We start from the raw sequence: 16767 nt of genomic DNA on the forward strand, positions 1-16767 counted from the left end.
CTAGTTAATAACGATGGTCTCGCCGGACTGATCGCAACAAGCCTTGTTCAGAATCTCTAGGAAGCGTTGGCCGGTTCGGTCGTCACACCAGTGCCCATCAACATAATCAAAGTGATAGCCGTTGGTCCGTGTGGCTAGCCATAGCTGGTGGACTGGCTCTTGGCGGTTAATAATGATCTTCGAGCCATTGGCAAAGTCGATGGTCAAAATGCCAGCTGCAACTTCGTAATCAATGTCGGCATCGCATTCATCAAGTTGTTCTTCAATGCTGTTCAGTTGGTCGTCGATCAGGGTATGGAATTCAGTGTCATTCATAGAAAAGCCGCAACGGTTGCAATTGTTGAATTGAGTGCGATTATAGAGGCCAATTTAACAAATTCTACAACTGAGAGTGGAAACGGATGCTGAATAAAGCGCAGTCATTGGCGGTTCTTACCCTGTTAACGGCACTACTAGGGTTAGTCGGTTGCGGTCAAAAAGGCCCGCTGTATTTGCCTGAAGAGGCGCCAGAGCAGTTGCCGCAGAGCGAATCGCAACAGCCTCAACCGGCCAATGCGGAGTCGGCTCCCTCTCAGCCAGCGCGATAGATTTTCGAGGAGTTAGTTTTTTGGATCATTTCAATTTTCAGGAAAATGGCCAGCTTTTCGCTGAGCAAGTTCCGGTATCAGCCATTGCAGACACTTACGGCACCCCTTGTTATGTTTATTCGCGAGCCACTTTAGAGCGCCATTGGAAAGCGTTTGATGATGCCGCTGGTGATCACCCGCACTTAGTCTGTTATGCAGTAAAGGCTAACTCCAACCTGGCGATTCTGAGTATTCTGGCCAAGCTTGGCTCGGGTTTTGATATTGTCTCAGGTGGCGAATTAGCGCGTGTGCTGGAAGCCGGCGGAGAGCCTGCCAAAGTGGTTTTCTCTGGCGTTGGTAAAACGGTTGAAGAGATCGAGTACGCATTGGAAGCCGGTGTGGGTTGCTTCAACGTTGAGTCTGAGCCTGAACTACACCGCATTGCCAAGGTTGCCGAACGCTTGAATAAAGTCGCTCGTATTTCCGTGCGTGTAAACCCTGATGTTGACGCTGGTACTCACCCATATATTTCTACCGGATTAAAAGAAAACAAATTCGGCATTGCCATTGAGCAAGCGCCTGCGGTTTATCAACAAGCGGCAGCTTACCCACAGCTCAAAATTGTTGGTGTGGATTGCCACATCGGTTCTCAGCTCACTGAAATTGCGCCGTTCATCGAAGCGCTGGAACGCTTACTGGTGCTGATCGATCAGCTCGCTGAGCAAGGCATAGTCATTGAACACTTGGATGTGGGTGGTGGCCTAGGTGTGCCTTATGATGGCGAAGAGCCGCCATTGCCAAGTGAATATGCCGCAGCTTTGCGTCAACGTTTGCAAGATCGCCCCAATTTAAAATTAATTTTTGAACCAGGCCGAGCCATTGCAGCCAATGCTGGCATCTTGCTAACCAAGGTTGAATTCCTTAAGCCCACCGAAGCCAAACACTTTGCTATTGTGGATGCGGCGATGAATGATTTGATTCGCCCTGCATTGTACAGCGCTTATCAAGCTATTGAGGCTACAGACCGCAACCTGCAACGCGAAACGGCTGTTTATGATGTGGTTGGTCCGGTTTGTGAAACGGGCGATTTCCTCGGCAAAAATCGTGAACTGGCCATTGCCGAAGGCGATTTACTAGCGGTGCGATCAGCCGGTGCCTACGGTTTTTGTATGTCATCAAATTACAACTCCAGACCCCGCCCTGCCGAAATTTTGGTCGATGATGATGAAACAATTGAGATCCGTCGACGCGAAACATTCGCTGAGCTATGGAAAGGAGAGGTGGTGCTGCCGTAAACTAGCAGGATTGCTTGAATTAGAACCTCCGCTTTCATGCCGTTAGAGTTTTCAAAAATGCACGGTCTGGGTAACGACTTCATGGTTGTTGATGCCGTTACTCAGAACCAGTACTTGTCCCCCGATCAAATTCGCCGTTTGGCCGATCGTAATTTTGGTGTTGGCTTCGATCAGTTGCTGATTGTTGAGCCGCCCTACGATCCAGAAATGGATTTTCACTACCGCATCTTTAATGCCGATGGCTCGGAAGTTGAGCAGTGTGGCAATGGCGCACGCTGCTTTGCCCGCTTTGTTCGCATCAAAGGCCTGACCCACAAACATCGCATCGGTGTTAGTACCGCCAAAGGTAATATTCTGTTGCAAGTTGAGCGCGATGGAAACGTGTCGGTCAACATGGGCGCGCCCATTTGGCAACCTGCGGAAGTACCGTTTGACGCCTCTGAATTAGCCGAACGCTACCACTTGGACGTTAATGGCGAACAGTTTGAGGTCGGAACCGTCTCCATGGGCAACCCGCACTGTGTCACTGTGGTTGATAACGTGAAGAAGCTTGATCTCGAAACCCTTGGCCCTGCGATTGAAGGTCATGTGCGATTTCCACAAGGGGTCAATGCGGGCTTTATGCAGATCATGAATCGTGGGCATATTCGCTTGCGTGTTTATGAGCGGGGCGTTGGCGAAACGCTCGCCTGTGGCACCGGCGCATGCGCTGCGGTGGTCGTCGGGCAGAAGTTTGGTTTGCTTGATAATCGAGTCAAAGTCGATTTACCGGGCGGGACGTTACAGATCCGCTGTGACAGCGATTCACACCCGGTTCGAATGACCGGCCCCGCCAAACACGTATACGATGGAATCATTAATTTATGAGCAATGACGCGAGCCAAGAAGCCATGACGTGTGAAACAAATGCTGGATTGGATGATGCTCAGGTGCGTGCTTACCTAGAAGCGCACCCTGCCTTTTTTGAACGCCAAAGCGATTTGCTGGCCGATGTTCGGTTACCTCACGCCCAACGAGGCAGCATTTCTCTGGTTGATCGCCAGCTTGATAAATTGCGCGAACAAAATGGTCAGCTGCGCGAAGAAATTACCGCGTTGATGACCGTTGCTAAGCACAACGAATCCATTTACCAAAGCTTCTGCCAGCTTTATGTCGCGCTACTGCCTTGCCAATCCATTAATGATATTCATCAGCAGATTCAGCAAGTGCTATCGGAATTACTCAATCTCAGTGCCATAACCATGTGGCCATTGGCCGATCAGCAAGATTGGGTACCACGCCGCAAGCCGGTCGATAACGAAGCGCTGCAACAGCTGCAGCGCCGCCGCTTACAAAACGGCGCATATTACTTTGGTCGCCTCAACGATGCCGATAAAGCCCTGTTGTTTGATGATCAGCATGTTGAATCCGCTGCGTTAATGACCTTAGAAGAAGGCTCTATTTTGTTGGCGTTTGGTAGTGCTGATGTGGACCACTTTAATCCTAATTTAGACGTTTTGCTGCTCGACCAATTACGAACCTTGCTCAGTGCTGTGCTCAAGCAATTGCGCGAGCGACGCAATGGCTGAGTCGCTGCGCCATTGTTGTGACGACTTCCTTCACTACTTGCAAGTGGAGCGTCGTTACAGCCCGCGCACACTCGACAGTTACCGCCGCACGCTAAGTAAATTTTGTCAGTGGGCCGCCGAAAACCAATTGCTTACCTTGACCGATATCGACAATCGCTATGTTGAGCAGTGGCTTGGCGCACAGCATCGTCAGGGTAAAAAGCCTCGCACCTTGGCGCAACAAATGTCGACCTTACGCAGTGCGTTCCATTATTTCGTAAAGCAAAAATGGCTGGCGGTTGACCCAACCGAAGGTGTTACAACACCGAAGCTCAACAAGCCCCTGCCGAAAAATTTCGACGTCGACCAAATTAACCAATTGCTGCAACTCGACTCAGACGACCCCTTGGTGATTCGCGATCAAGCCATGATGGAAGTGCTCTATGGCGGCGGTTTACGATTATCGGAATTAATCGCCCTCAACCTGACCGATATTGACCAACATAGCGCTGTTGCGCAGGTTACGGGGAAAGGCAATAAGAGCCGGTTAGTACCATTAGGACAAGCCGCGGTGGCGGCGATTGAACGTTGGTTACCGCTGCGTAGTGCTTGGGCCAGTGACGATGAGCAGGCTATTTTTATTAGCCAACGTGGCCGGAGAATTAGCCAGCGCAGCGTGCAGCAGCGGCTGTCGCAGGCGGGCGTTAAATATGGCTTGAATGCCAACGTACATCCTCACAAATTGCGCCATTCATTTGCCACCCATATGTTAGAAAGCAGTGGTGATTTAAGGGCAGTGCAAGAGCTTTTGGGGCACGCTAACTTGACCACGACACAGGTTTATACCCATCTCGATTTTCAGCACTTGGCCGAGGTTTACGATCAGGCGCATCCGCGCGCTAAGCGGCAACACAAAGACGACAAGGGAAATGGATAATGCGGGTATACAGACGCTGGCTGCAGCCGCAAGTCATTAGCTTTGATTTAGACGACACTCTTTACGATAACGCCCCCAACATGATTCGTGCTGAGTCTGAACTACAAGCTTGGATGAGTCAGCATCACGATGATTTTGCTGCCATGAGCGTGAGCGATTGGTCGGCGCAACGCTGGCAAGTGGCTCGCCAGCATACCAGCCTTGGCGACGACATGACGGCGTTGCGGCGCAAGGCATTACACCAAGCATTTGCGGCTCGCGGGTTTGGAGCTGCCACCACTAAGCGCTTAGCTGAGCAAGGTTTTGAGTTGTTCTTGCATCATCGTAATCAGTTTCAGGTAGCGGACAATATCGTGACGTTGCTGAAACAATTGACCAGTCGCTATCGCGTGATCGCCATTACAAATGGCAATGCGCAGCCTCACTTGATTGGCTTAGACAATATATTTGAGCTGATTTTATATCCTCAAGCTGGCCAGTATCGCGCTAAGCCGCACGCTGATTTATTCCGCCTAGCAGAGCAAAAGTTGGCGATAAAACCGCAGCAAGGGCTACACCTTGGCGATCACATCGTCTCAGATGTGGCCGGAGCGATTGGTGCTGGTTGGCAAGCTGGCTGGTTTAACCCTGAGGAAGTGACATTAAAGCCGGCTCAGCGCGCGCTTGCTTTGCCGCATTTCCAATACCGCCAGTTGCAGACGCTTGTGAGTTGCTTGCTGTCGTAGAAGCCTCCGTCTGGCGGCACACAAACACTGTATATTCATCCACTAAAACCCGTTATACTGCCGCTTTAATTTATAGCAGAGGTACCGGCGCGTGGATGTCAGTGAACTACTTGATGGCTTAAATGATGCACAGCGTGAGGCGGTTGGCGCGCCTGCTTGCAGCCAACTGGTATTAGCCGGAGCCGGGTCAGGCAAAACCCGTGTATTAGTCCATCGCATTGCTTGGCTGATGCGGGTTGAGCAAATTTCTCCGTTCGCCATTCTCGCTGTTACCTTTACCAATAAAGCGGCTGCAGAAATGCGCGGCCGTACCGAAAGCTTGCTGCGTGGCCAACTGAATGGCATGTGGATTGGTACGTTTCACTCGTTAGCACACCGTTTACTGCGCACTCACTATCAAGACGCAGGTTTACCGCAAACCTTTCAAATTTTAGATAGTGATGATCAACTGCGGCTGTTGCGTCGACTCATCAAGGCGTTGGGGCTAGACGAAAAAAAATGGCCGGCCAAGCAAGCGAGTTGGTTTATTAACGGCAACAAAGATGAAGGGCTGCGCCCCGCCCACATTGACGCCCATGGCGATCCCATGACCAAAACCTGGTTGCAAGTGTACGAAGCCTACCAACAGGCTTGTGATCGTGCTGGTTTGGTGGATTTTGCTGAATTGCTGCTGCGTGCCCACGAATTATTATTGAAGAACCCCGCTTTGTTGCGTCATTATCGCGATCGATTCCGTCATATCTTGGTCGACGAATTTCAGGATACCAACCGAATCCAATACGCTTGGATCCGTCTGCTCGCTGGCGATAGCAACCACGTCATGATTGTTGGCGATGATGATCAGTCCATTTACGGCTGGCGTGGAGCCCGTGTTGAGAACATTCAAAAATTCCTCGATGAATTTCCCCGCGCCAGTATGGTGAGGCTGGAGCAAAACTACCGCTCAACCAGTACCATTTTGAAAGCCGCTAACTCGGTCATTGCTAACAATTCCGACCGCCTCGGCAAAGAGCTTTGGACTGATGGCGAAGATGGTGAACCCATTTCAATTTATGAAGCCTATAACGAGCTGGATGAAGCCCGTTATGTGGTGGGGCAAATTCAACAATGGCAACAACAAGGCAATGCGCTAACTGACTGCGCTATTTTATATCGCTCCAATGCCCAATCTCGCGTACTTGAATCGGCACTCGGCCAAGCCCATGTGAAGTATCGAATCTATGGCGGAGTGCGGTTCTTTGAACGTCTGGAAATCAAAGATGCCATGGGCTATTTACGGTTAATCAGTAATCGTCGCGATGATGCTGCTTTCGAGCGGGTGGTGAATACACCTGCACGCGGTATTGGTGATACGTCGTTGGAAAAAATTCGTCTCAACGCGCGCGAACAAGGCTGCTCCATGTGGCAATCCGTGACGATGATGCTGACGGAGAAAACCCTCAAAGGGCGTGCGGCAACATCGGCTGCTCGCTTTGTTGATCTCATCGAATTCCTCGACCAACAAATTGCCGATAAACCACTTCATGAAAAGGCCGATATTGCCATGCGCCACTCGGGTTTACTGGCGATGTATCAAGCGGAAAAAGGCGAAAAAGGACAAGCCCGAGTTGAAAACTTAGAGGAGCTGGTGTCCGCGGCTAAAGCGTTTGTGCCAGATGAAGACGAGCAAGAGATGACCGAACTGGATGCCTTTCTTAGCCATGCAGCACTCGAAGCTGGCGAAGGGCAAGCCGATGAGTTTGATGATGCAGTGCAGCTGATGACGTTGCACGCAGCAAAAGGTCTGGAGTTCCCGCTGGTGTTTTTGGTTGGTGTGGAAGAAGGCATGTTCCCGAGTATGCAGTCGGGCGAAGACATGGAGCGGCTCGAAGAAGAACGGCGCCTGTGCTACGTGGGCATGACTCGAGCCATGCAAAAGTTGGTGATCAGCCATGCTGAAAGTCGCCGCTTGTATGGTAAGGAAAGCTTTAACCGACCGTCTCGTTTCCTACGGGAAATTCCGGCTAACTTAGTTGCTCAGGTGAAATTGACAACTCAGGTGAGCCAGCCGACGGTGCAGAACCGATTCCATCAGGAAACCGAGCGCTTTGATGATGCAGGATTCTATTTGGGCCAGCGGGTCAGCCATCCAAAGTTTGGCGACGGCACCGTTACCAATTACGAAGGCAGCGGGCCGCAGACCCGCATTCAAGTGCACTTCGATGATGTTGGCAGTAAATGGCTGGTGATCGCCTACGCGCGTTTAACCGGCTTGTAGGCCTAAACCTTAAATTGGCCCAGCAACTGCCCTAAGCGTTCGCTGAGCTGGGCTAGGTTATTGCTCATTTGAGTTGTGGTTGAGGCGTAACTTTCCGTCTCACCGGCTGAGTCTGAAATTCGCGTAATGCTTTGATTAATTGAATCACTGACGCTCGTTTGTTCTTCTGCCGCGCTGGCGATTTGTTCATTCATGGCGCTAATGAGATCAATGGCGTGGGCGACTTCATCTAACGACGCTTGCGCTTGGGTCGCATTTTCCACCGCTTGCTGACCGCTATCACGACTTTGTGTCATGGCGGCAATGGCATCGGTTGAGCCTTGCTGCAAACGCTCGATCATCGATTGAATTTCTTCGGTGCTTTCTTGCGTGCGGCCGGCCAATGAACGCACTTCGTCAGCTACAACGGCAAACCCGCGCCCTTGTTCGCCTGCTCGTGCCGCTTCAATCGCCGCATTAAGTGCCAGCAAGTTAGTCTGTTCGGCAATACCGCGAATCACATCCAAAATCGAGACGATGGCATTGACGTCATTACCCAGCGACTCCAGTGCGTTGGCACTGCTATCTATCTCGCCGGCAAGGCGGTCAATGGTGGTGGATGTTTCGGTGACCACGTGGCGCGCTTGAGCCCCGTCACCGCTTGCCTTATTGGCTGCTTGAGCGGCCTCTTCAGCGCTACGAGCGACTTCAACAGATGAAGCACTCATTTCGTTCATTGAAGTGGCAACCATTTCGGTTTCGGTACGTTGTGTTTGAACTGAATTGTGCGTGCCCGACGCCGATGACGCCATTTGCTGGCTGGTGTCGGCAAGTTGTGCAACAACGTCGAAGATGGAGGTGACGGTTTGGTGGATTTTATCCACAAACTCATTAAAGGCGACTGACAGCTGACTAATTTCGTCACTATTGGCGACCTCGAGTCGCTGTGTTAAATCACCATCACCTTGGGCTATTTCGTGCAGGCTATGTTGTACGCTGGTGATCCGCGCCATCATTTTATTGGCGAATATTGAAGCGCCGGACAATATGACCACTAACAGCACAACGGCCAAGCCTACAAACCACCAGATTGCTGACATGACGGATTGATCGGCGCGTTCACGAGCTTCGGCAACTTTTTTGTCAATGTGATCGATGTAAACTCCAACACCTACAGTCCAATCTAAACTGGGCACGTACTGGGAGTAACTCAGTTTGGGCTCCGCGATATCCTTGCCAGGTTTGGGAAAGCTGTAATGGGTGTAGCCGCCACCCTGTTTGGACTTATTAATGATGTCTTGGATGAAGGCAACGCCGTTGGCGTCTGTTAACTGAAAATAATTTTGGTTCATGCCCTTGGTGCTGCTGCCAAGCAACACACGTTCACCACTCGGGGTATAGCCGAAGATATAGCCGTCGGCACCAAATTTAATTTGCGACAAGCGTTGATAGGCTAGCTCTTGCTTCTGGGCTTGGCTCAATTGCGGATTATTAAGAATATCACTGAGGCCATTAACACTGGCTTCGACTAATGATTTGAGCTTCAGTTTTTCCGAGTCTTCTAGGGTGCTGTGGGTCGTGGCAAGATTGTCTTCAGCCACGGACTCTAAGTCAGAAATGGTAAGCACCGTTGCAATGATGAACATGAACAACGCCGGAATACTCGCCAGTAAAATCAATTTAAATCGAACAGACATAGACGGCCTCTTGTTTACAGACATGCAACATTGTTAGCGACAGTCTAGCCGACAGACTTTAATAATTAGCAGGAAATTAGTGACTAATGTTCAACAACTTGATGGCAAGCAAAGTTGTGGTCAATGAAATCGATTTATTCAATGATCGGACCTGTTGCATGGTGTGTATTGCAACAGGTCGATTGCAGAAATAGCGAAGATTAGGCCTCGAAATGGCCGCTATCGTTATTATTTGAGTCTTGATTCGGTTGGTTAGGATCGCTTGGGCCGAAGCGATTTGGCCCGCGAGTGCCGGGTAAGAAACCGGCTTCTACCAGATACCAAATTGGGCCAATCATCGGAATTAGCTGGATCAGCACCCAGTACCAAGAGCGATTTCGATCTTGAAAACGCTTGATATCAATCGCTAACTTGGGCCAAAGCAATACGATGTTGATTTTCCAAGCGAGCGCCATCAGCGCATTAAAGGCTTCTTCGCTATTTGGGTTGTCGGCTAATTGATCTAACGTTTCACCTCCGAGCGCCATAAGCAAGAGCGTTACCACGACCAGCATGGCGATTTGAAATAGCCAGAAAGTTTTTCGGTTGATGCGCCCGCGAAATGAAAACAAAAGCCAATTAACGTAGTTCATAGTGTCTCAACTCAAATTACTGCTGTGGTTGGCGTGAACTGCGCAACCCATGCCAACTAAAGACTGCCAATGCTGCCCAAATAAAACCAAATGTAATGAGTTTATCGGAGGTCACGGCTTCGTCATAAAACAGGGTTGCCAGTATAAACATTAAACTTGGCCCTATGTATTGAAAAAAGCCCAGCTGCGAAAGCGGCAATCGCTTCGCTGCGGCAATAAAGCACAATAATGGCGCCGTGGTAATTAAACCCGCAGCAATTAACGAAACCTGAATAGTAAGTGAGTGTTCACTCATGATGATGTTGTCAGGGCTAATGGCAAACAAGTACCACAACGCCACCGGTAAGATCAGCGCGGTTTCTACCCACAAACCGGACACACCATCAATACGCACGCGTTTACGCAATAAGCCATAAAAGGCAAAACTTACGGCCAGTGCAAGCGCAATCCAAGGTACCGAGCCGAAGTTGACGATCTGGATCGTGACGCCAACAGTTGCCAGTGCAATGGCTACCCACTGCAATCGAGCCAAGCGCTCTTGTAAAAACACCATGCCCAGCGCGACATTTACAATTGGATTGATGTAGTAACCTAACGACGCATCTAGCATGCGGTTGTTATTCACCGCCCAAATGAATATAAGCCAGTTGAGCCCAATGAGCGCAGAACTTAACGTTAGCCAGGCTAGCTTTTGGGGTTCTCGCAACAGACTAGAAATAGCTTGCCAGCCAACACGCAAGGTTAACAAGCCTGCTAATAGTACAAACGACCAAACGACCCGATGAGCGACCATCTCCATCGCAGGGATCTGCTGAAGCAATTTGAAGTAAATAGGCGCAATGCCCCACATGGTGTAGGCAAGTACGGCAAAAATTGCACCTTGACGGTTGCTAGAGTTCACGCGATTGGTTTCCGCTGATATGGATTTTAAGATGGCGGCGCGAGTTTACCGTGCGGCAATAGCGGATAGCAAAGGAATCTGCAGCCGTTGATGATTACGGTACAGCTGGCACCAAGATGATTGAGCCTGCGCTGTAGGAAGGGATGATTGTGGCAATCGACCGCGTAAGGGACTAGCCAACCATATAAGTGCCGGTGCCGAAAGCTATATGAGTTCCGTCCTCGTTGTGCAGCTCCATACGCGCAACGGCGACTTTGCTACCGGTGCGGATAATGTGTGAAGTCACCGTAAATACATCACCGCGACCAGGCCGTAAATAATCGACACGAAGATCAATGGTGCTCATACGCGCCAGCTTTTCTCGCAATTCACTTTCTGGCATGGCTGGCATACGGGCCAGTGCTGCGGCAAAAGTGACCGCGGCGCCAGCAACATCGAGGGCAGTTGCAATGACCCCGCCGTGGAGGATTTTATGAATTGGGTTGCCAATAAGCTCGGGCTTGCCACGAAAACTCAATTGAGCACCAGTGGGATCATAACGATCGACTTTGAGGCCAATGACCTTGTCAAAGGCCATGCCCTCATCGAACAATTCAGCCACTAGATCCAAGCGCTCAGCGGGGTTTATTGTGTCCATGCGTCCTCTATTTTTCTCTCATTGACCATTCATCTTATGGAGTCGAGATTAGTGGACTGACCAGTTGTGTCCAGTCGAGTACGCAAAACTGTGAGTTTTACCAATCATGCGGCATCAGTGAGCGAGCCCGTTTGGTAGTCTCGAATTGCCTGCTCGATTTGGGCCATGTCATTCATCACAAAGGGTCCGTGTTGCACAATCGGCTCGTGCAGCGGTTGTCCCGTTAACAGCATGACGCTAGCCGCCGGCGCTAGCTCAAACGTTAAGTGGCCTCGTTCACCAAAGCGAACCAATTGATGTTGTTTTGCCTGCGTGTTGGACGAAGCCAGTTTGACCTCGCCTTCACTGACATAGAGCAAGGCCGTGCGCTGATCTGCTTGAGCTATGGTCACGGAAGCCGGTTGCGATTGTGGGTTGGACAAAAACCAAATCTGTGGCGCGGTATCGGCAATTGTTGTATTCGAGGTAACGGGTTGCTGATTGAGTGTTCCGTTACCGGCAATGGCGCGAATGATTAGACCGTCTATGACATGGGTTGCAATGTCTTCTGCCTGAATATTCTGGTAGTCCGGCGCCATCATTTTGTCTTTCGCGGGAAGGTTAAGCCACAATTGAAAGCCTCTTAATTGGCCTTCACTTTGTTTTGGCATTTCCGAGTGAATCACGCCGCGTCCTGCGGTCATCCACTGTGCGCCGCCATCACGAATTTCGCCAACATGACTCATGTGATCGCGGTGTTCAAAGTGGCCCTGTTGCATATAGGTCATTGTCCTGAAGCCACGATGAGGGTGCGGTGGAAAGCCCGCAATGTAGTCAGAAGGGCTGTCTGAACCAAAATCATCGAGCATTAAAAAAGGGTCGAAACGCTCTGGTCGAGGCCCGCCGAACACCCTCAATAAATGAACCCCGTCGCCATCACGTGTTGAGCGAGCTGTCATGATTTCAAGCACCGGTCTGTTGGTCATGATCATTTTCCTTAGGCAGCAATGCTGGCGATTTGTTGGTGGGCGGACTCAATGGCTTGCTGACGTGTGGCATCGCCCATACTTAGCCCCTCGGCAAAAATCATGTGAACATCCGTCAAACCGATGAATTTCAGCATGGTGGTGACAAATGTTTCGATTGTATCCGTTGATTGATCCCGGTGAATTCCGCCGCGCGTGGTGATCACATAGACAGGCTTGTTGTTGAGTAAACCGACTGGACCGTTCTCCGTGTATTTGAAGGTACTTCCGGCACGTGCGAGATGATCAAACCAAGCTTTGAGCATCGATGGCACCTGAAAATTGTACATGGGTGCACTAATGATTAGGGCATCTGCATCGCGCACTTCGGCAATCAATTGATCGCCAAATGAAACTAACTGTTGTTGGTCATCACTACGCTGCTCGGGCGGTGTCATGAGTGCGGTGATCGCAGCACCATCCAAGTGAGGAATTGGGTCTTGCGCGAAGTTTCGTTGACTGACCTTGAGTGCTGGGTTTTGGTGCTGTAATTGCTGCGTTAGCGTGTCGGCCAGTTGGCTTGAAACGCCTTGCTCACCAAATACGCTTGAATCGATGCGAAGTAATTTTTTCATGTTCATGGTCTGTTCCTGTTGAATGACGATAAGCTGATCATAGAACGGATAAATCGATTGAATGTTGCTAATATTTGCTCTTATAAATCTATTTTTTTGATGAATTAAACATGGCATTACCTCGAATCTCGCTTGAACAGTGGGCCACTTTTAAGGCTGTGGTGGACTGCGGATCATTTGCCAGTGCGGCTGAGATGCTGAATAAAAGTCAGTCTGCGGTGAGTTATGCGATTGCCAAAATGGAGCAGCAACTACCAACGCCAGCGCTGGCACAACAAGGGCGCAAGGCTGTGCTTACCGACGCAGGCAAAGTGCTTTATCGACAGGCAACCAATTTATTGAATCAGGCTCATGCCGTTGAGGCGCACGCTAATTATCTAGCCGCAGGCTGGCAAGCGGAGGTGACTTTGGCGGTTGATGCCGTGGTCGACATGGCACCCATCATTGCTGGCCTTGCTGAGTTTTCAGCACACCATCCTGAGACTCGGATCCGACTCCTTGAAACGACCTTATCGGCCACTGATGACGCATTGCTTGAGCGCACGGCCGACTTAGTCTACTCGGTGCGAGTGTTACCAGGGTTTATCGGCAAACCGGTGGCTGAATCATCGATGGCCTGTGTGGTGAGCCCCGCTCATCCGCTTGCGAGTAAGACGCAGCCAGTTAGCTCCGATGAATTGAAGCAATTTCGCCAAGTAGTATTACGTGATGGCGGCACTAAACGCACCATCGATGTCGGCTGGTTGCAGGCCGAGGAGCGCTGGACCGTCAGCTATTTCGGCACCGCTATTGATATCGTCAAGCAGGGGCTTGGCTTTGCCTTTATTCCGCTGAGCCATGTTGTCGATGAACTGGCGGATGGGCGGCTGCAAGTCATTCCGTTAACCATGGCTGCGCGCAAAGGCTATGTGGTGAATCGTGTGTTTACCTTACAAGATGCGGCGAACCCGGCGGTAGTTGAGCTAGCTAACACTATTGATGATTGCTTCGAGCGAATGGTAAAGACGTAGTCACAGAAACGGGTTTAGCGGCCTTGAATCTGCAATGGCTCACCTATACTGGCTGAGTCAATTAAATATCGTTGCGGATGCTGGAGAGCTACGTGAAAAAACCAAGTCGCCCAAACAACGAAGCTGCTCGTTTGGTTGAACTGCGCTCACTCAATATTCTTGATACCTCGAATGAAGAGCGTTTTGATCGGGTTACCCGTATTGCGCAGCGGGTATTTGACGTGCCCATTGCGGTGGTGAGCTTGGTGGATGACGAGCGCCAGTGGTTTAAGTCTTGCGCAGGTTTAGATGCGACGGAAACATCGCGCGATGTATCCTTTTGTGGTCACGCTATTCTTGACAGCAAAGTGCTGCTGGTGACCGACGCGTTAGAAGATGAACGTTTCTGCGACAATCCACTGGTAACCGGTGCGCCTTATATTCGCTTTTATGCTGGTTGTCCGTTGCGCTCACCAAATGGTTTGCGGGTGGGCACATTATGTTTAATCGATTCTAAGCCGCGCGATTTTTGCCGCGTTGAAATGGAAACGTTGGTGGACTTAGCCTCCATGGTGGAACGTGAGTTGGCGGCGTTTCAATTGGCGACCATGGACGAACTGACCGGGATCAGTAATCGGCGTGGGTTTACCGTGCTGGCGGAGCACAGTTTAAGTTTATTCGCCCGCGAACATATTCCGGCCACCTTGGTATTTTTCGATTTAGACCATTTTAAAGAGATTAATGACACCTTTGGTCATGCCGAAGGTGATCGGGCGCTCGAGATTTTTGCCCGTGTCATGCGCGAAAATTTCCGCGAGTCAGATCTATTTGCGCGTATTGGCGGCGACGAGTTTGTTGTGTTGTTCACCAATACGCGCCGTCAAATTGCCATGGGTGTGTTGAAAAAATTCGCCCATGCGCTCAAGCTCCACAACATCAATAGCGGAGATGGCTACGAGATTGAGTTTTCTTGTGGCGCAGTGCAATACGATCCCCTCAAACATGACACCGTTGATGCCTTGTTGGCCGATGGTGATCAGCTCATGTATCACAACAAGCAATCCATCGTACACCTGTCCATTTAGCCGGTTACATCTAGTCAGCCGCTGCAGATGATGGTTAAATCAGCCGCATCTGCTTCTTGTTTTAGTGTGGCGACAGACATTTCATGACCACGATATTTGATACCGTACAGCACCGTTTTGAGCGGCTGCGCAGCAACAAACTGTTTGAACTGATAGTGATTGCCGTCATTATTTTTTCGGCGCTGGTCATCGGGGTAAAAACCTTTGATGTGCCGGAATGGTTGCTGAGTAGCTTAAATGTGCTCGATTGGGCGGTGACCATCTTCTTCTTGCTGGAAATTTCCATTCGCTTTATTGGCGAGCCGCGTAAGCGCGACTTCTTCAAAAACGGTTGGAACCTATTCGATACCTTTGTCGTCATGTTGTCGCTGATCCCGGTTGGCAACCACGACATGGCGCTGATTGCTCGCCTTGTTCGAGTGTTCAGGGTGCTGCGAATGGTGTCCATTATTCCAGAGCTACGACTGCTGATTAACTCGTTGCTAAAGGCGCTGCCGCAACTGGGTTATGTCTTGCTGATGATGTTCGTGATTTTCTACATCTACGCAGCTATCGGCACCACGCTATTTGCATCGGTCAATGAAACCCTGTGGGGTGATATCGCTATCTCGTTGTTAACGCTGTTCCGCGTGATGACATTCGAAGATTGGACGGATGTGATGTACGAAACCATGGCGGTTTACGGCTGGAGTTGGCTGTATTTCTTAACCTTCATTTGTTTAACGGCGTTTGCGTTTTTGAATATGGTGATCGGTATTGTGGTCAATGTTATCGAAAACGAAAACAAAGCCGCAGATGCCGCCGCACATGCCGGCGAGCCAACCATAGTTGATGTGCATCGCGAGTTGCTAGCGTTGAAACGGCAGTTAGCAGAGCAGGCCACACGCAAGTAGCGGTAGCTGGTTAGCGGTGACGCATGATGTTGTCGATCGTTGCCTCCGCTTGCGCTAGGTAGTGGCTTCCAAACAGCGTAGCGTGGTTGAGTAGGTGGTACAGGTTGTAAATTTGGTGACGGATCTCAAAGTCGTCAGGTTTGGTGATATGGGCGCGGTAGGCGTCATAAAAGCCCGTCGGGTAGCCACCAAACAACCATGTCATGGCAATGTCGGCTTCACCATCGCCAACGTAGCAAGCTGGGTCAATGAGCAGTGGCCCAGCGCTATCAAATAGAATATTCCCCGCCCATAAATCACCGTGCAGCAATGCTGGCTTGACCGTGTTTCGCGCCAAAATACGGGCGATTTTTTGGCAGACATCATGAGTCGGCAGGGGTAATTGATCGCCCAACAATGACAGCTGGTGACCAATGCGCTGCTCGGCAAAAAATTCGGGCCAATATGAGTGCTGGTTATTGGGTTGTGGCGTGGTACCGATAAAGTTATCGCGGATAAACCCAAAGGGTTTGGCGTTGTCGGTTGCGGCATCGGCGAGATGAAGCGCGGCTAGCTGTTCGGCGAGTTGCTGCCAGTCGCGAGCTTCCGCAGGTTGTGGTTGATGCCAAGACAAGGCTAGAAATCCGTGGTGTTCGGTGACGCCGGTGGCGATGACTTGTGGTGTCCGAATGGTTTGAGTGGCAGCGATGGCGGCGAGCCCTGTGGCTTCTTGCTCAAACATGGCGGCCCGTTCCGCTCGGTTGAGCTTAATGAACATTGCGCCAGCGGTGGTATGCAGCCGATAGGCTTGATTGATATCACCGCCAGAGACTGGCTCAGCCTGACTAATCGCAAAGCGAGTTCCTAGCTGTGCTTTCAGCGCTTGCTCGATCTGCGCGTGTTCATCTGCATGCCATTGCATGGTTCATTCCTCTATTGTTCTGTCGAAATGGTCCGTCCAAATTAATATAACCAAAATCAGCAGATTAGCTGGGAAAGTTGCCGTGGTATTAGAATTCCCGTTGCTGCGGGATCTGCAGTCGGTACAATGGGCGGCTCTTTGATGACT

The 16767-nt window shown here is 50.5% G+C and carries 18 protein-coding genes; 10 read left to right on the forward strand and 8 right to left on the reverse strand.

Annotated features, from left to right (window positions below):
• Nucleotides 1-315 (reverse strand): iron donor protein CyaY, encoded by a 315-nt coding sequence (gene cyaY / locus K0504_RS02815; RefSeq protein ID WP_220102633.1) that lies wholly within the window; start codon nucleotides 313-315, stop codon nucleotides 1-3.
• A gap of 86 nt (nucleotides 316-401) precedes the next feature.
• Between cyaY and lptM the strand changes: the two genes are divergently transcribed.
• The 7 genes from lptM (at nucleotide 402) to uvrD (ending at nucleotide 7327) form a co-directional block, all read left to right on the forward strand.
• A complete protein-coding gene (gene lptM, locus K0504_RS02820; RefSeq protein WP_220102634.1) occupies nucleotides 402-587 on the forward strand; it encodes an LPS translocon maturation chaperone LptM in 186 nt (61 codons plus the stop codon).
• 20 nt (nucleotides 588-607) lie between these two features.
• Nucleotides 608-1861, forward strand: coding sequence for a diaminopimelate decarboxylase (gene lysA / locus K0504_RS02825; protein WP_220102635.1), 1254 nt, complete (start codon nucleotides 608-610; stop codon nucleotides 1859-1861).
• 36 nt (nucleotides 1862-1897) lie between these two features.
• Nucleotides 1898-2728, forward strand: a complete 831-nt coding sequence (gene dapF / locus K0504_RS02830) for a diaminopimelate epimerase (protein WP_225917922.1) — start codon at nucleotides 1898-1900, stop codon at nucleotides 2726-2728.
• On the forward strand, nucleotides 2725-3429 hold the full coding sequence (locus K0504_RS02835) for a DUF484 family protein (protein ID WP_220102636.1): 705 nt from the start codon (nucleotides 2725-2727) through the stop codon (nucleotides 3427-3429). The genes dapF and K0504_RS02835 overlap by 4 nt, the downstream gene beginning before the upstream one ends.
• Nucleotides 3422-4345, forward strand: coding sequence for a tyrosine recombinase XerC (gene xerC / locus K0504_RS02840; RefSeq protein ID WP_220102637.1), 924 nt, complete (start codon nucleotides 3422-3424; stop codon nucleotides 4343-4345). Before K0504_RS02835 ends, xerC begins: the two co-directional genes overlap by 8 nt.
• Nucleotides 4345-5070 (forward strand): HAD-IA family hydrolase, encoded by a 726-nt coding sequence (locus tag K0504_RS02845; RefSeq protein ID WP_220102638.1) that lies wholly within the window; start codon nucleotides 4345-4347, stop codon nucleotides 5068-5070. Before xerC ends, K0504_RS02845 begins: the two co-directional genes overlap by 1 nt.
• Before the next feature lie 91 nt (nucleotides 5071-5161).
• On the forward strand, nucleotides 5162-7327 hold the full coding sequence (gene uvrD, locus K0504_RS02850) for a DNA helicase II (protein WP_220102639.1): 2166 nt from the start codon (nucleotides 5162-5164) through the stop codon (nucleotides 7325-7327).
• A 2-nt stretch (nucleotides 7328-7329) separates the two neighbouring features.
• On the opposite strand, the gene K0504_RS02855 is transcribed toward uvrD, so the two are convergent.
• From K0504_RS02855 to K0504_RS02880, 6 genes are all read right to left on the reverse strand, one after another.
• Complete coding sequence (locus K0504_RS02855; protein ID WP_220102640.1) at nucleotides 7330-9003, reverse strand: methyl-accepting chemotaxis protein; 1674 nt, start codon at nucleotides 9001-9003, stop codon at nucleotides 7330-7332.
• A gap of 200 nt (nucleotides 9004-9203) precedes the next feature.
• Nucleotides 9204-9635, reverse strand: a complete 432-nt coding sequence (locus K0504_RS02860; protein ID WP_220102641.1) for a DUF805 domain-containing protein — start codon at nucleotides 9633-9635, stop codon at nucleotides 9204-9206.
• A 16-nt stretch (nucleotides 9636-9651) separates the two neighbouring features.
• Entirely contained in the window at nucleotides 9652-10536 is an 885-nt protein-coding gene (gene rarD / locus K0504_RS02865; RefSeq protein ID WP_220102642.1) for an EamA family transporter RarD, read from the reverse strand.
• 172 nt (nucleotides 10537-10708) lie between these two features.
• The gene (locus K0504_RS02870; RefSeq protein WP_220102643.1) at nucleotides 10709-11173 is read right to left on the reverse strand and encodes a thioesterase family protein; all 465 of its coding nucleotides are present in this window, start codon (nucleotides 11171-11173) and stop codon (nucleotides 10709-10711) included.
• 104 nt (nucleotides 11174-11277) lie between these two features.
• On the reverse strand, nucleotides 11278-12138 hold the full coding sequence (locus K0504_RS02875; RefSeq protein ID WP_220102644.1) for a pirin family protein: 861 nt from the start codon (nucleotides 12136-12138) through the stop codon (nucleotides 11278-11280).
• A gap of 11 nt (nucleotides 12139-12149) precedes the next feature.
• Nucleotides 12150-12758: an FMN-dependent NADH-azoreductase gene (locus K0504_RS02880; protein ID WP_225917923.1), complete on the reverse strand. Its 609-nt coding sequence runs from the start codon at nucleotides 12756-12758 to the stop codon at nucleotides 12150-12152.
• Nucleotides 12759-12862: 104 nt separating this feature from the next.
• Here K0504_RS02880 and K0504_RS02885 point away from each other — a divergent pair, with 104 nt between their 5' ends.
• The 3 genes from K0504_RS02885 to K0504_RS02895 all read left to right on the forward strand — a co-directional run bounded on the left by K0504_RS02885 (nucleotide 12863) and on the right by K0504_RS02895 (nucleotide 15719).
• Complete coding sequence (locus K0504_RS02885; RefSeq protein ID WP_220102645.1) at nucleotides 12863-13762, forward strand: LysR family transcriptional regulator; 900 nt, start codon at nucleotides 12863-12865, stop codon at nucleotides 13760-13762.
• A 92-nt stretch (nucleotides 13763-13854) separates the two neighbouring features.
• A complete protein-coding gene (locus tag K0504_RS02890; RefSeq protein WP_220102646.1) occupies nucleotides 13855-14826 on the forward strand; it encodes a GGDEF domain-containing protein in 972 nt (323 codons plus the stop codon).
• Nucleotides 14827-14909: 83 nt separating this feature from the next.
• Nucleotides 14910-15719: an ion transporter gene (locus K0504_RS02895; RefSeq protein WP_220102647.1), complete on the forward strand. Its 810-nt coding sequence runs from the start codon at nucleotides 14910-14912 to the stop codon at nucleotides 15717-15719.
• A gap of 10 nt (nucleotides 15720-15729) precedes the next feature.
• On the opposite strand, the gene K0504_RS02900 is transcribed toward K0504_RS02895, so the two are convergent.
• Nucleotides 15730-16620, reverse strand: a complete 891-nt coding sequence (locus K0504_RS02900; protein ID WP_220102648.1) for a fructosamine kinase family protein — start codon at nucleotides 16618-16620, stop codon at nucleotides 15730-15732.
• Between the last annotated feature and the right edge of the window lie 147 nt (nucleotides 16621-16767).

Source organism: Neiella holothuriorum (genome assembly GCF_019457915.1).
GTDB lineage: Bacteria > Pseudomonadota > Gammaproteobacteria > Enterobacterales > Neiellaceae > Neiella > Neiella holothuriorum.

Bases quoted from the DNA above. Each gene is read 5' to 3' on its own strand.
- K0504_RS02880 (WP_225917923.1), bottom strand. From the start codon at position 12,758: ATGAACATGAAAAAATTACTTCGCATCGATTCAAGCGTATTTGGTGAG.
- K0504_RS02875 (WP_220102644.1), bottom strand. From the start codon at position 12,138: ATGACCAACAGACCGGTGCTTGAAATCATGACAGCTCGCTCAACACGT.
- K0504_RS02835 (WP_220102636.1), top strand. From the start codon at position 2,725: ATGAGCAATGACGCGAGCCAAGAAGCCATGACGTGTGAAACAAATGCT.
- xerC (WP_220102637.1), top strand. From the start codon at position 3,422: ATGGCTGAGTCGCTGCGCCATTGTTGTGACGACTTCCTTCACTACTTG.
- K0504_RS02895 (WP_220102647.1), top strand. From the start codon at position 14,910: ATGACCACGATATTTGATACCGTACAGCACCGTTTTGAGCGGCTGCGC.
- K0504_RS02855 (WP_220102640.1), bottom strand. From the start codon at position 9,003: ATGTCTGTTCGATTTAAATTGATTTTACTGGCGAGTATTCCGGCGTTG.
- K0504_RS02870 (WP_220102643.1), bottom strand. From the start codon at position 11,173: ATGGACACAATAAACCCCGCTGAGCGCTTGGATCTAGTGGCTGAATTG.
- K0504_RS02845 (WP_220102638.1), top strand. From the start codon at position 4,345: ATGCGGGTATACAGACGCTGGCTGCAGCCGCAAGTCATTAGCTTTGAT.
- dapF (WP_225917922.1), top strand. From the start codon at position 1,898: ATGCCGTTAGAGTTTTCAAAAATGCACGGTCTGGGTAACGACTTCATG.
- lptM (WP_220102634.1), top strand. From the start codon at position 402: ATGCTGAATAAAGCGCAGTCATTGGCGGTTCTTACCCTGTTAACGGCA.
- cyaY (WP_220102633.1), bottom strand. From the start codon at position 315: ATGAATGACACTGAATTCCATACCCTGATCGACGACCAACTGAACAGC.
- K0504_RS02860 (WP_220102641.1), bottom strand. From the start codon at position 9,635: ATGAACTACGTTAATTGGCTTTTGTTTTCATTTCGCGGGCGCATCAAC.
- K0504_RS02900 (WP_220102648.1), bottom strand. From the start codon at position 16,620: ATGCAATGGCATGCAGATGAACACGCGCAGATCGAGCAAGCGCTGAAA.
- K0504_RS02885 (WP_220102645.1), top strand. From the start codon at position 12,863: ATGGCATTACCTCGAATCTCGCTTGAACAGTGGGCCACTTTTAAGGCT.